Raw genomic sequence first — 12,705 nt, 5'->3', positions numbered from 1 at the left:
AAGCGGGGCTGTTTTTTTATTTTGACAGCACATGCTGTAATGGTTTAATGATGTCTTCTTTCTTTTTCACACATCCCTCGATTTTCACCACGACATGGCGCTGATCAACAACCATAAGGGTAGGGACAGTTTCAATCTCATCTTCCCAGCCTTCTTTTTTATCATAGACCTTCATTTTATCTATTTGCTCGGGATAATCTTTTTCTAAATCAAGCAGTGCATCGTAATAAGGCGCTTCCTGGTCTATTTGGTTCTCATCAGAAAAAAACAGGATTTGTGTATGATGAATGTTGTCAATCCGGCTTTTTTTCATCGGATTGATGGTGGAAAGCGTACAGCCCGATAAAGCAAATACTATTATCAGCATGGGGAATACCGCGCGATATCGCATCTATCTTCTCCTCTGTATAAACAGTAGTTAACTAGCTTTAGTTTATCACGAGAGGCGGCTTAATCTGCTTCTTGTTACCTAATTGTTATATAATTGAAACCGTTTTTAAAGTGAGATTACATATTATATCAATCGTTTAAAATAGCAACCTGGGGTATATTGAATTTTTTGCTGCATTCTTGGATGAAAGTTCAAGAAAACGTGAAATTACATTATGTGCTGTGGCATATATATCGAGTAAAGCTTCTGTATGAAGAAGATATTGTATGAGGGAAAATGGAAAAGCATGGTCTATATGATGATCTAAAATTAAATGTGTTATACAGTTTATTGTTGACATTTTAAATGTGACATATTAATATGATAACAACAAAAGAAATTAAGCGTTTTCAAATTTCAAAGAAATGGGGAATAAGAGATGGGTACGATTGTTTGCCAAGATTGCAACGAAGCCATTCATTACTTTGAAGATGAGAAAGTGACAACATTATACGGAACATGCTGCGGACAATGTCAATGTCCTGTTGATGAAGAGTAAAAAAAGCATGCGGCTTTAAGCCACATGCTTTTTATTTTTTATTGAATTGCTTTTTGTTCTTTGATGACTCGGATCATATGTAAAGTCGAGTCCTCAGGTCCTTGAACAGGGAGGCCTGCGTCAAGGTTTTTAAAAATGTAGCTGATGTTTTCTTCTGTAATAATTTCTCCAGGAATGAAGATTGGAATACCAGGCGGATATACCATGACAAATTCAGCAATAATCCGTCCGGATGCTTCTTTTAATGGGATGACTTCCGTATTTGCATAGAAAGCATCACGCGGAGTCATTGCCAATAAAGGTATTTCTGGAAGCAGAACCTCAGTTTGCTGATGTGTTACATCTTGTTCTGACATTTGCTGTGCGATCTCAGTTAAAGCTTCTACAAGCCGGTCTGCATCATTTTGGCTGTCACCAGGAGTGAAAATACACAAAATATTGTACAGATCAGAAAGCTCAACCTCAATATTAAAGGATTCACGAAGCCATTTTTCCACGTCATGTCCTGTCAGGCCAAGACTTTTCACAGAGATAATCAATTTTGTCGGATCATAGCTGTAAGCTGCTTTCGACCCAAGAATCTCAGAACCGACACAATAAATGCCTTCAATCTGATTGAGGCGATCTCTCGTCTGATTGGCAAGCTTGAGTGTTTCCTCAGCAAGCTGGCGGCCTTCTGTTGCAAGGCGTTTTCTGGCAACATCCAAAGAAGCGAGAAGCAAGTAAGAAGTTGACGTAGTTGTCAGCATGCTCAGGATGGATTGCACTCTGTCTTTAGATACAAGGCCTTCTCTCATGTTTAAAATAGAGCTTTGTGTCAGTGATCCGCCCAGTTTGTGGACACTTGTCGCTGCTATGTCTGCTCCTGCCTGCATAGCTGAAAGCGGCAATTCATCGTGAAAATGAATGTGAACGCCGTGTGCTTCATCAACAAGTACCGGCACATTGAACGAATGAGCGAGTTCTACGATGCTTTTTAAGTCGGCTGCAACACCGAAATATGTCGGGTTGATGACGAGAAGCCCTTTTGCATCCGGATGTTCGGTAATCGCCCGTTTAGCAGATTCAAGTGTAATGCCGTGGGAGATGCCCAACTCATTGTCAATTTCAGGATGAATAAAAATTGGAACCGCTCCGGAAAATACAATAGCTGTCATAATTGATTTATGAACATTTCTTGGAATAATAATTTTATCGCCAGGTCCGCAAACAGCCATTACCATTGTCATAATGGCGCCGCTTGTTCCTTGAACAGAAAAAAATGTATGATCCGCTCCAAATGCTTCAGCAGCCAGGTCTTGTGCTTGTTTAATAATGCCTTTTGGCGCGTGCAGATCGTCTAATGGTTCAATATTAATCAAATCTATGCTTAACGCGTTTTCACCGATAAATTGTCTGAATTCTGGGTCCATTCCTGCCCCTTTTTTATGGCCGGGAATGTGGAATTGAACAGGCTGTCTGCTTGCATGCTTTTTCAGTCCTGTGTATAAGGGTGTTTCATGTTGCGACAATTGTTTTCCCACCTTTGTAATCATACCTATGCATAATAGTGTGTATTAAAATCAGTTTCTCAACCGTTTTTTAGACGTAAAACAAATGAATTATATTATGAACTTGAAAGAATGTAAAGAACAATTTATGATCAAATGAAGATGCTTTCTCTTAAGGGAAGTAAATCTACAAGGAGTGAAGAAAATGGAGTATCAATATCCGATGAATGAAGATTGGACAACCGAAGAAGCAGTGGATGTGATTGCATTTTTCCAGCAGGTTGAGCTTGCATATGAAAAAGGGGCGGATCGTGAAGAACTGCTTAAAGCTTACCGCCGTTTCAAGGAAATTGTACCGGGGAAGGCCGAAGAAAAAAAGCTATGCGGCGAGTTTGAGGAACAAAGTACATATTCTCCTTATCGCACGGTCAAGCAGGCGAGAGAATCTGATCACGCGAAGATTAAGATGTAAGAAAAAGAGCCGGGGGATATCCCGGCTCTTTTTTATGCTTGTGATACTTTTTGGGTGAGACGGTACAGAAAAGCAAGCTGTTTAAAGGCATTGTCGATACGCTGAAGGAATTCCTGGTTATTCATATTCAGCACTTCTTCTTTTTGGAGCTGGATGCCGCATAACAGCTCGGCTTTCTTTACAGTCTGCAAACGCTCAAACAGTGTCTTCAGCTGTTCCTTGTCCATTTCAGACTGTTTATGTACTCCCGGTTTTGTGTGATCTGCAGACCAAACGAAGCTGTCAGGGATATTTTTCGTAATGGTTTCTTGGTTCATTTCAAGCAATTTGCCGTATTCTTCTTTGATAGGGGATTCATAAATAATCGCAAACCACACAAAGACGTGGCTTTCCCATAAACCAATTTGGAAATGCGGCAGTTTTTTATAGCCTCTTTTGCTGTTTGCGAACGCCACCCAGCTGTCAGCAGGGGGATTGACGGATCTTCTTGCATGCTTTGCCACATGCGGAAACATTTCATCTCCGGTTAAAGCTGATAAAGTTGGGGCAAAATGTTCGCCTAGAGCTGTAAGCTTCGGACGGACCGTCTCTTTTAATACTTCCATGCGCGCGTCTAAGCCTTCTATTGTAAATGTGTTAAAGTCTTCTTCAGTGAAACGCATTTGTGTCATGATTTTCCTCCTTCATGCTAAGTATACATATTTTATCACAGTTCATACGAGCTTCAAAAAGATTGAGCGCGTTTGAAGTAAGGGGAAATGTGGTAATAAACGAATAGGTAAACACACAATTTTCAGAATCATGTTGCGCGTAAATAGAACAATCATACGATATAAGAAGTAATCATTGTTGAATGGCAAAATGGGATGCTTTTTTACAAACAAATGATCTCTGGAAGGGGCGAAAGACAATGAGGCAAGTTGTAAAAGAGGGATTTAAGGAAGAGAAAAACAATCGTGTTGCTGTCTGGAGACTAGAGGTTGATTATGAATTGGCAACCCTATATGAAGCAATGCAGAAAGAAAATGAAGAGCAGATTGAACAAAGCAAAAACAAACTTGAGCGACTTAGAAAAGAATGGATTCGTCTTAACGGGTAAAAAAGCGATAGTGAAAACGAACCGCATGAATGGTTCGTTTTTACGTGAGAAGGGATATTTTTCATTTTCCTTGCTTTTTCATTGCCGTTATCAGTATCCTATAAAATAAAAGGTCTACATAGAAGAGAGGTACGAACGAATGACAAATTGGACGGAAATTGATGAGATTGCAAAGAAGTGGATAAGAGAAGCAGGCGCGAGAATTACACAATCCATGCATGAAAGCCTGACAATTGAAACGAAATCAAATCCGAATGATTTAGTCACCAATATTGACAAAGAAACCGAAAAGTTTTTCATTGATCGAATTCAAGAAACATTTCCGGGACATCGGATACTCGGTGAAGAGGGGCAAGGAGACAAAATCCACTCACTTGAGGGAGTCGTATGGATTATTGATCCGATTGACGGGACGATGAATTTTGTGCATCAGCAAAGAAATTTTGCGATTTCCATTGGGATTTTTGAAAACGGTGAAGGGAAAATCGGCTTAATTTATGATGTGGTGCACGATGAGCTGTATCACGCATTTAGCGGCAGAGGAGCTTATATGAATGAAACGAAGCTGGCTCCTTTAAAAGAAACCGTCATTGAAGAAGCGATTCTTGCCATTAATGCAACATGGGTAACGGAAAACAGAAGAATTGATCAAAGTGTGTTAGCGCCACTTGTGAAAAGAGTCAGAGGCACACGCTCCTACGGTTCTGCCGCTTTAGAGCTGGCAAATGTCGCGGCAGGAAGAATAGATGCTTACATCACGATGCGGCTTGCGCCATGGGACTACGCAGCCGGCTGTGTGCTGTTAAATGAAGTAGGAGGCACCTATACGACCATTGAAGGAGAGCCGTTTACCTTTTTAGAAAACCACAGTGTGTTAGCCGGAAACCCATCTATACATAAAACGATATTTGAAGAGTATCTTCATGCTCGGAAGTAGGCCATTTGAGCAGGATGATCTCAGCTTGTTAGAAAAGCTCGCGGAGGCTCATCCTGTATGGAAAGAGGAGGAGTTTGGAGATAAAGATGCAGAAGACTATATCATTTCCTACTCCATGTACAACGGTTTATGGCTTGTATGGGAAAAAGACGGTCTGCCTGTTGCCGTCAGCTACCATCTCGAGTGGTCTCCTTCAAACGGTAAGCCGTGGCTCGGAACGGTTCTGATTGACCCGGCTGAAGAAAAAAAGGGACATGCGAAGATGATCATTGAACAGATCAGCAAATTGCTTAGAGCGAAACATAAAGCGATGTTTGCGGGAGTTCCCATTGAGCGCAGGGAATGGATACTGTTTTTAAGCCAATGCGGCTTTGAACAGCTGAAAACGGAAAAAGATGAGAAAGGCAAATCATTTATGATCCTGGTGAAGCCTTTAGCAGAAGCTGCCATATGATAATGGCAGCTTATTTGTTGCATGCGGGTTCAATAAAAAGCCTCTCAAACATTGAGAGGCTTCTGATAATTTGAAAATTATTTTTTTACCGCATGAATATAATGAATCGTTTCAAACGCTGACAAATTGTCTTTTCGATTACTAAACAAAAGGTCATTAATGTCGTCTGGTGATAGATGTTCATAGATCAGTAAACCAGATGACTCTAACAGATGTTCAATCTCTTGATAAGTGAAACATGATTTCATCGGTTCCCCGCTTGCGGCAGCCATCTTCACCATATGTTCAACTCGATTCGACGTCCCTTTTGCTGTAAAAAGTGTTTCGTCCGCATAATCAAAAACAATAGAGCTTCCAGGCGGGACATGAGAAAATAAATTGCTGATCAAGCTTGCATTTTCTTCCCGTGTTACATAATAAGACACTCCGAGAAGGCTGAAGAATGTTTTTGTGTTTTTAAATCCTTCATCTAAGAGAGGATCATACGAAAACGTTTTGGTGAAATCCATAGGAACAAAATGAAGATGACCCGGAATTGTCAGATTTGCATCCTTCAGCTTATTTTTTTTGAATTGCTGTGTAGCCGGATGGTCAACCTCGAAAACCTGTAAGCTGTTTTCTAATTCTGGATGCCGAAAGCAGAAGGTATCCAGCCCCGCTCCAAGAATGACATACTGTTTTGCCCCCAGGATTAATTCGTTGTGCAAGACTTTTTCACAATAAGAAGCACGTGCTAGTGGCGTGGGAGACAGCTGGATTTGTGCAACCCATTTTAATATTTTTTCAGGATCATTTTGAAGACGTTCGGCGATCTCTTTGTTGAAAAACGATATTCCTTGAATCATATTTTTACTGATGTCGATAAACTCTTTTTCGTTAATGAGATCTTTTGCGATAAAATCATCAAAAATAAGAGGTGTGTCATATTTGCTGTGATAAGCACGGGCAAACGCTGAAATCAAAGACGTTAAGCTGGACTCATTTTTCCTCATGAAATGATCCTCCACAAAAAATAAGATTCTCCTGGCCAGGAGAATCTTATTATACATACAAATATATTAATAGTAAATTTTAGCATAAATAATTTTTTTTGTCAATGTTTTTGCTCTTAACTGGACGCGCGATCCTTCACATAGCCACGTGACCTGTAGCAGAATTCGTCTATCAATTATGTGGACTGAATCATTAGCTTTTATAAAATGCGCACTTGCGGCTGCATCCCTCTTTTTGCAAATCAGAAGCCGTTTCTGTCTCATGGCAGCATCTTTTCGTCATTGCTGCTGAAGAGAGTAATCAAGATATGTAACGAAAAAAAAGCCTGAGATTTCTCAGGCTTTTTCTAATATTACAATCCAACAGCATTCCAGGCTGCTTCAACTTTAGCGGCATCAGTTGAGCCGTAGAGGTCACGGGCAGACTGAATGAGAGCTGCCTTGGCATCTTTGAACGTGGAAGAAGGCGTGAGGTACGTTGTTAACGCACGGTAATAGATTTGCTGTGATTTAGATACACCAAGTTTTGTGATGGTGTTGTAAGCGGCTTTGTTTGGAATTCCGCTGTTTGTGTGTACACCGCCATAATCGCCTTCATCTGTGTTTGGAAGGTTTCGGTAATTGGCGTAATTGTCAGGCTGGTTGTATTTTGTAGGGTTGGACAGGCTGCGAAGAGCAGGCTGGCTGACCGTAATGTCTTCACCGATGTCCCAGTCTTCTGTATCGTTAAAATACCCGAATACGTCAGAGAAAGACTCGTTTAATGCACCTGGCTGATTTTCATAAATCAAGTTGGCTGTTTCTTGGGTGACGCCATGTGTCATTTCATGCGCTGTCACATCTAATGAGCCGGAAAGCGGAGAGAAGAATGAACCGTCGCCATCACCGTAAATCATCTGGTCTCCTGTCCATGCAGCGTTATTGTATTGAGTGCCGTAGTGAACGGAAGAAACGATTTTACTGCCTTTGTTATCATAGCTGTTTCGTTTAAAGTTTGAATAAAAATAATCGTACACTTTACCGAGGTTATAGTGTGCGTCAACGGCTGCCCGCTGTGATGAAGATGTAAATGTTTTCGTTGTGCTTGAGACAAGCGTGCCCGGAAGGCGGCTTTGTCTGTTTTGCAAATCATATGTGATGATTTGGGTGCCTGTTGGTTTTGAAAGATCTCTTAGAACATATTTTCCGCCTTCATAAGAGATGTTCAAAGGAACAGTTGCGCCCTTTAGAGTTGTTCCGCTTCCAGTGGCGGCGGCATGTTCTACTTTATTTTGCTGTTTTAAAATGCTGCCTGTTTCGGCGTCAACTAAGACTTCCCAGTTTGCAGGTTCAGGCTCGACATAGCGAATCGTCACGTCGTAAGCAAGACGATAGCTGCCGTCTTTTGTTTCTATCGCTTTTAATTCGGCTTTATTGCTGTTTTTGGCCGCTCCGTTAGAAACAGCGTCTGGTGATTTGCCGATAGCTTTGAAAGCGAGTGCCAGCGCTTTTTCAGAAGAGACTTTTTGGCTGTTATCTGTTTTTGCAGCAGATTGATTGTGTAATTCACCATTGACCGCATAGACATTATCGGATTTATCGACGTGAACGATCACTTGCGAATCTTTAATTGGCACTCCGTTAACGACAGGCGCATATCGAAAGTGCTTGTATCCAAGGGCATCAGTCGTGCTTTCAACAAGCTTCAGCCTTTTGGAAGGGTCACCTTTAAAAATGTTGCTGTTCTTTTTCAAAAACTGCTTGACAGCCTTGTCATTTGGTGCGGAGAGTTCTGATTGCGCAATTGCATTTTTGGAGAGGAAATTTGTTTGATTCTCTTTAAGCTGATGACCTTCAGCAGCCTGAACACCTGGCAGGCTGATTGATAAACTCATAAACGAAGCAGCGACAGCAACAGACAATTTCTTACCTAAACCCACAATAAATCCCCCTTTTTGAAAATACTGAAAACTTTATATTGTTATATTAAACTAGCATTCTGGAATACTCAACAAAAACTAACATAACTAGACAAAATTGATAGTATTGTCCTGTGTTTGTTTTTGTTGAATAATATCAAGATGAGTCAAGTGTCATGTGATGGTTCACTCAAGAGTTATGTTTTTTACATATCAAGGGGAAGATGAGATATTTTTGTTTCATCTTGAAACTTTTTGAAAAGTCCGCTGTCTAACCGAATGAGGCCTTAATAAGAAGTAAAGGATTGTTGTTCGTGTTGGAGTTATTCAGTCATTATGTATTGCATTTCGAACGTTATTTAATATTAAGCAGACAAAGCACCCTGCTGATTCAATGGTCAATTGTTGTTCTGGCGGGCTTATATCTTTTGGGGCATCATCCCAAAATAAACCGGCAGCGCACAATGTTCATGGCGGGTGTTATATTGCGGATTGTGCTGCTGGCGGGAGTGTCTGTTGAACTTATTCACCAGGTGCAATCAACAAACTTCACCAGCGCTTACTTAAGAGAGGACGGAAAAGAACTGCTGCCGCTGCTGCATTTTTTGTTATACGGATATGTGCTGCTGACGGCTTTTCACTATATGCTGATGCCGCGTGATCATGGCGGAAAGGGTAAGTTTTATACGTTCGACCTTGCCGTTGTCAGTTTGCCAATCGTACAAATGATATTCAGTTTCTTTACGTATTGGAAGGAAAATCCGGATGGAGTCGAGCCAATTGCATTCGTGTTTCTGTTTTTCATTATTACTCTTCCTATTGTGTTGAATGTTGTGTTATTTAAGCTGTATTGGAGAACAAATAAGATTTTACTAGGCTTATTTTATACGCTGATTATCGGACTGCTTGTCTTGCTGCTTGCGCCATATCCCAATCAAATCTCAAAAGATTATGGTGCAGTAATGCCATATACGATTTATTTGGCAATGGCGGGATTTTTGATGAGCTATCATCTGTTCCAAAAGTCAGGAAAGGTTTATGTGCGTGTGAATAAGTGGGTGACGATGGCTGTCCTGGTGTTTTTTGTCCTGCTGTTAAATCCGATATATAACATAGGAACGGCTGCTTTCGCTGTATCAAAGCCAGCAAATGTCCATGATTCATTCAATTTTGTCGGGGAGCACATTTCATCAGAAAAAGCGGAACAGATACTAAAGTCATTTTTTCCTACGGATGAAACACTTTATTTGCACGATACAAACATGGATGTGCATTATTTCTACTCATTTGAAAGCAAAGGTTATAAAGCTGAGGTAGATGAAGTATCGCAGCTGATTCGTAATTATGAATACTTACAAAAAGCACATGGGAAAAAGCTAACGAATCAGGAGTACAAGCGAAAGTCCATCGCTTTCCTTGAGCGACACGGACGTGTGTTACATAAGGATCTTATCGAAACAAAGGTATCGAATGAGGACGACCAGACAGTCGTACGTATATACCTGAAAAATCAACTGCATAAAAAAGATCATGCTGATGATGGCGCGGTATTTTATTGGGAAAAGGAAACCTTAATGGGTTTTAGTGAAGATCCATCGATTTACCAGCTCGACTCTCTTCTGCATGTTCATATAACGGAACAAGACATTCAAGACAAAGTGGAACAAATGTTTACAGCGCTGAACATCTCAAAACAGCCTTATCAGATCACTGATATTGAAAGCAATAGCCTGCTCGGAAGCATGGTGAGAGTGGAAACAAAAGGTGGAATTGTTTTGGAATTTGAGGGCGAATCAGGTTGTTTACATAGTCTTTCGCTTCCGATGAAAAAGAATATCTCAATGGCTAACAGCCGGATGCAGCATCAGATATTATCGATCTTCGATGCTCGTGGATCAGAAAAGAAGAAAAAAAGCAGTCAGGGTGACATGGTGATGTATACTGATTCTTCTAAAACATATGAGTTTTTTGAAGATCAAGGTCAGCTAAACGTTTATGTATATAGCGATACACCTGATCAGTCATTCCCTTATACGTATCGTAATGGAACATTGGCTTACGAAAAAGTAGCTTCTCTATATCAGGATGTCATTTACAAAAAGCGTATGCGTCCGATTATCGTTCAAAGAGGGGATGAACGGCATTATGCATGGCTGATCATTATTCAGCCGTTTGGTTCAAATCGCCATGATGCCTATGTAGTGGATGGAGAAACACAAGAGGTGAAAAGTCTTTATGAATCATAAAGAAAAAGAGTCTGTTTTTGTAGACTTATACGACCTGTATAAAGAAGGAGAGCTAGAGGATGAATCAATGGAATGGATGAAACAGCATGAATCCCTATTTCAAAAGAATGCGGAAGACTTAAAGAGTAAAACTTGTTTAAAGAGAAGTCCCGGTGCTGAAGAAGAAAGCCAAATCAGATATATGAAAGTATACCTGTCTTCCATGTATATCTGTTTCATTTTATTGGCCATTTGGATGACGGTGTGGTTTTACTTTTAATGAAGCATAGGGATTCCATTGAGGACTTGTATCGGCAGTATTATCAAGAAATTTTAAATTATTTATTCAGAAGGACTCATCATCTTGAAACAGCCAAGGACTTAGCGCAGGACACGTTTGTGAAAGCTCTTAATGGTCTGGCTTCGTTTAGGGGGCATTCTTCCATCAGAACATGGCTCTACACCATTGCGCATCATACCTTTATCAATTGGTACCGAAGGGATGTCAAATACCAATTTACTGAAATCAGCAAAAATGAAGGGTTAACGCAAACAACTTATGAGCAGCCTGAACAGTATCTGTCACGAACGGTGAAAAGCGAAACACTGCGGCAGGAGCTCCTGAAGTTAAAAGATCAGCATCAATCCGTTTTGATTTTAAGAAAATTCCAAGAGCTTTCTTATGAAGAAATCGCTGAGATATTGGGATGGAGTCTTTCTAAGGTGAAAACCACATTGCACCGGGCTAGATTAGAACTTAAGAAACACATGACGAAAAGTAGAGAGGAGGAGCGGATATGACCTGCTTTCTAGTAAGAGACCTGCTTCCTCTGTATCTTGAAGGTGATTGTAAAAGAGAAACGGAACACGTTATAGAAGAGCATTTAAAAATGTGCAGCAGCTGCAGAGACATGTATGACACGATGGCTGAGCCATTTGAATTGGAAAGCGAACAGGCCGTTGAGGAGGCTTATCTGCCGGAAGAAGAACTGCGTTTTAAACAGAGGTACTATGGATTACTGATCATGAAAGCTGCCTGCTGGTTTGGAGCGGCGGTTGCCATGATGCTGATCATCAAACTGCTGATATAAAAAAAGCGCTTGTCCGATTCCGGCAAGCGCTTTTTTACATTAAGCCTGGGGATGAATCATATCGTAAATAGCGGCAAGCTGTTCTTGTGACAGGGCACTGAAGAGTTTTTCATAAACGTCAGCTTGCAGTGGCGTTGCACCTGCTTGTAGCGCTGCGTCTTTATCATAGCTGTACACATCATCTTGTAGCACAATGGCTGCTTGAAGAATGTGAATCTTGAGAGAAACAGCGGAGAAAAATTGTTCAAGTGCAAGTGCTTCTTTTTCTGTGAAGCCAAGTTCAACTGCTTTTTCTGTATCAAATTTGTAATTTCCATCCTCGAGATACACACATTGTGAAACAATGCTGAAAAATTCTGATGTCGATTCCCAGAGTGTAGCAATTACCTGAGCCTCTTCTTTTGTCATTCCTAACTCGACAGCTTTTTCGCTGTCAAAATAATATACACCGTCTTGTTCGTAAATACATTGATTTAATATATCAATGAATGTATTGAGATCTTCGTTAGTGCTCGCCTGATGCTGGAGTTGAACAGCAGTGTTATCAACCGGTGTTTTTGCGCTGGCTGCATCAGGACCGAACGTTAATAGAGCAGCTGAGGTCATTGCGGCAGTCGTTAACATAGCTTTTTTTACAAATGTTTTCTTCATGTTTCTTCTCTCCCTTTTATGAATTGTGCTACAAATTCCATTATAGGGAGTAGTTTCCGGTGAAGGAATAGGCGCTATGGTATTTTATGTGTATCGTTGCCGAACTAATTTTTGAAGGCTGCACGTGTGATCGTTAGAACGATTGTCTATGTATGAAGGCTGTTTTGCATCTTCCTGACTAAGAAACAGGGGAGATAAGGCTTAAAGAAATGAAAAACACCGCTTTCTTTGCGGTGTTTTTTGATTACAATGTCGCCGGCGGGGCAATGCTTTTAATCAAGCAAGCCTTGTTCGCGCATTTTCTTTTTTAATGTAAATCCGCCGCCCATGACAGCGCAAACAAGTACAATGCTGGCGATAATGCCTGCAGGGCTTTTTTCAGCGATAAAGACGCCGATCAGCATAATGCTGAAAACCGCTGCAAATGCAAATAATAGTAAAAGCCAATTCATTTTTTTCATAAATTC

The 12,705-nt window shown here is 40.7% G+C and carries 16 protein-coding genes; 9 read left to right on the top strand and 7 right to left on the bottom strand.

Features of this window, described 5'->3' with window-relative positions; all coding sequences use genetic code 11:
- Positions 1 to 16: 16 nt before the first annotated feature.
- On the bottom strand, positions 17 to 391 hold the full coding sequence (gene slp / locus SB658_RS07430) for a peptidoglycan-associated lipoprotein Slp (RefSeq protein WP_003245672.1): 375 nt from the start codon (positions 389 to 391) through the stop codon (positions 17 to 19).
- A gap of 418 nt (positions 392 to 809) precedes the next feature.
- Here slp and SB658_RS07425 point away from each other — a divergent pair, with 418 nt between their 5' ends.
- A complete protein-coding gene (locus SB658_RS07425; RefSeq protein ID WP_003232305.1) occupies positions 810 to 929 on the top strand; it encodes a GapA-binding peptide SR1P in 120 nt (39 codons plus the stop codon).
- A 38-nt stretch (positions 930 to 967) separates the two neighbouring features.
- On the opposite strand, the gene speA is transcribed toward SB658_RS07425, so the two are convergent.
- A complete protein-coding gene (gene speA, locus SB658_RS07420; RefSeq protein ID WP_015715827.1) occupies positions 968 to 2,440 on the bottom strand; it encodes an arginine decarboxylase in 1,473 nt (490 codons plus the stop codon).
- Positions 2,441 to 2,624: 184 nt separating this feature from the next.
- On the opposite strand from speA, the gene SB658_RS07415 reads away from it, so the two are divergent.
- Positions 2,625 to 2,891, top strand: a complete 267-nt coding sequence (locus SB658_RS07415) for a UPF0223 family protein (protein ID WP_003245382.1) — start codon at positions 2,625 to 2,627, stop codon at positions 2,889 to 2,891.
- A 32-nt stretch (positions 2,892 to 2,923) separates the two neighbouring features.
- Here SB658_RS07415 and SB658_RS07410 read toward each other — a convergent pair whose 3' ends face one another.
- Entirely contained in the window at positions 2,924 to 3,562 is a 639-nt protein-coding gene (locus SB658_RS07410; RefSeq protein WP_015715828.1) for a YktB family protein, read from the bottom strand.
- Between the two features lie 239 nt (positions 3,563 to 3,801).
- Here SB658_RS07410 and SB658_RS07405 point away from each other — a divergent pair, with 239 nt between their 5' ends.
- The 3 genes from SB658_RS07405 (at position 3,802) to SB658_RS07395 (ending at position 5,381) form a co-directional block, all read left to right on the top strand.
- Positions 3,802 to 3,990: a hypothetical protein gene (locus tag SB658_RS07405; RefSeq protein WP_009967148.1), complete on the top strand. Its 189-nt coding sequence runs from the start codon at positions 3,802 to 3,804 to the stop codon at positions 3,988 to 3,990.
- 139 nt (positions 3,991 to 4,129) lie between these two features.
- Positions 4,130 to 4,927, top strand: a complete 798-nt coding sequence (gene suhB, locus SB658_RS07400; RefSeq protein ID WP_003232297.1) for an inositol-1-monophosphatase — start codon at positions 4,130 to 4,132, stop codon at positions 4,925 to 4,927.
- A 25-nt stretch (positions 4,928 to 4,952) separates the two neighbouring features.
- Positions 4,953 to 5,381 (top strand): GNAT family protein, encoded by a 429-nt coding sequence (locus SB658_RS07395; RefSeq protein WP_074794300.1) that lies wholly within the window; start codon positions 4,953 to 4,955, stop codon positions 5,379 to 5,381.
- A 77-nt stretch (positions 5,382 to 5,458) separates the two neighbouring features.
- Here SB658_RS07395 and SB658_RS07390 read toward each other — a convergent pair whose 3' ends face one another.
- Both SB658_RS07390 and nprE read right to left on the bottom strand, forming a co-directional pair.
- Entirely contained in the window at positions 5,459 to 6,373 is a 915-nt protein-coding gene (locus SB658_RS07390) for a class I SAM-dependent methyltransferase (RefSeq protein ID WP_015715830.1), read from the bottom strand.
- Positions 6,374 to 6,726: 353 nt separating this feature from the next.
- The gene (gene nprE / locus SB658_RS07385) at positions 6,727 to 8,292 is read right to left on the bottom strand and encodes a neutral metalloprotease NprE (protein ID WP_003245026.1); all 1,566 of its coding nucleotides are present in this window, start codon (positions 8,290 to 8,292) and stop codon (positions 6,727 to 6,729) included.
- 284 nt (positions 8,293 to 8,576) lie between these two features.
- On the opposite strand from nprE, the gene SB658_RS07380 reads away from it, so the two are divergent.
- Genes SB658_RS07380 through ylaD form a run of 4 tightly spaced genes read left to right on the top strand, consistent with a single transcriptional unit; the run spans position 8,577 to position 11,587 of the window.
- Positions 8,577 to 10,517: a hypothetical protein gene (locus SB658_RS07380; protein WP_080010587.1), complete on the top strand. Its 1,941-nt coding sequence runs from the start codon at positions 8,577 to 8,579 to the stop codon at positions 10,515 to 10,517.
- Positions 10,507 to 10,776: a hypothetical protein gene (locus tag SB658_RS07375; RefSeq protein ID WP_003232287.1), complete on the top strand. Its 270-nt coding sequence runs from the start codon at positions 10,507 to 10,509 to the stop codon at positions 10,774 to 10,776. Before SB658_RS07380 ends, SB658_RS07375 begins: the two co-directional genes overlap by 11 nt.
- Positions 10,776 to 11,297 carry an RNA polymerase sigma factor YlaC gene (ylaC, locus tag SB658_RS07370; protein WP_003232285.1) on the top strand — a complete coding sequence of 174 codons (522 nt, stop codon included), beginning with the start codon at positions 10,776 to 10,778 and terminating at the stop codon, positions 11,295 to 11,297. The genes SB658_RS07375 and ylaC overlap by 1 nt, the downstream gene beginning before the upstream one ends.
- Entirely contained in the window at positions 11,294 to 11,587 is a 294-nt protein-coding gene (gene ylaD, locus SB658_RS07365; protein WP_003232283.1) for an anti-YlaC sigma factor ylaD, read from the top strand. The genes ylaC and ylaD overlap by 4 nt, the downstream gene beginning before the upstream one ends.
- A 39-nt stretch (positions 11,588 to 11,626) precedes the next feature.
- Here the strand turns inward: ylaD and SB658_RS07360 are convergent, their stop codons facing one another.
- The gene (locus SB658_RS07360) at positions 11,627 to 12,238 is read right to left on the bottom strand and encodes a hypothetical protein (protein WP_003232282.1); all 612 of its coding nucleotides are present in this window, start codon (positions 12,236 to 12,238) and stop codon (positions 11,627 to 11,629) included.
- Between the two features lie 272 nt (positions 12,239 to 12,510).
- A complete protein-coding gene (locus tag SB658_RS07355; RefSeq protein WP_003245500.1) occupies positions 12,511 to 12,699 on the bottom strand; it encodes a YlaF family protein in 189 nt (62 codons plus the stop codon).
- Positions 12,700 to 12,705: the final 6 nt, after the last annotated feature.

The sequence above is a fragment of the Bacillus sp. SIMBA_008 genome, assembly GCF_046535495.1.
Classification (GTDB): domain Bacteria; phylum Bacillota; class Bacilli; order Bacillales; family Bacillaceae; genus Bacillus; species Bacillus subtilis.
Note: the sequence above shows the minus strand (reverse complement) of the source record. Positions and strands in the feature narration are given on the sequence as shown.

What these genes read in the sequence shown, in the direction of transcription:
- slp (WP_003245672.1), bottom strand. Translation starts at nt 391, where the DNA reads ATGCGATATCGCGCGGTATTCCCCATGCTGATAATAGTATTTGCTTTA.
- SB658_RS07425 (WP_003232305.1), top strand. Translation starts at nt 810, where the DNA reads ATGGGTACGATTGTTTGCCAAGATTGCAACGAAGCCATTCATTACTTT.
- SB658_RS07415 (WP_003245382.1), top strand. Translation starts at nt 2,625, where the DNA reads ATGGAGTATCAATATCCGATGAATGAAGATTGGACAACCGAAGAAGCA.
- SB658_RS07410 (WP_015715828.1), bottom strand. Translation starts at nt 3,562, where the DNA reads ATGACACAAATGCGTTTCACTGAAGAAGACTTTAACACATTTACAATA.
- SB658_RS07405 (WP_009967148.1), top strand. Translation starts at nt 3,802, where the DNA reads ATGAGGCAAGTTGTAAAAGAGGGATTTAAGGAAGAGAAAAACAATCGT.
- suhB (WP_003232297.1), top strand. Translation starts at nt 4,130, where the DNA reads ATGACAAATTGGACGGAAATTGATGAGATTGCAAAGAAGTGGATAAGA.
- SB658_RS07390 (WP_015715830.1), bottom strand. Translation starts at nt 6,373, where the DNA reads ATGAGGAAAAATGAGTCCAGCTTAACGTCTTTGATTTCAGCGTTTGCC.
- SB658_RS07375 (WP_003232287.1), top strand. Translation starts at nt 10,507, where the DNA reads ATGAATCATAAAGAAAAAGAGTCTGTTTTTGTAGACTTATACGACCTG.
- ylaC (WP_003232285.1), top strand. Translation starts at nt 10,776, where the DNA reads ATGAAGCATAGGGATTCCATTGAGGACTTGTATCGGCAGTATTATCAA.
- ylaD (WP_003232283.1), top strand. Translation starts at nt 11,294, where the DNA reads ATGACCTGCTTTCTAGTAAGAGACCTGCTTCCTCTGTATCTTGAAGGT.
- SB658_RS07360 (WP_003232282.1), bottom strand. Translation starts at nt 12,238, where the DNA reads ATGAAGAAAACATTTGTAAAAAAAGCTATGTTAACGACTGCCGCAATG.
- SB658_RS07355 (WP_003245500.1), bottom strand. Translation starts at nt 12,699, where the DNA reads ATGAAAAAAATGAATTGGCTTTTACTATTATTTGCATTTGCAGCGGTT.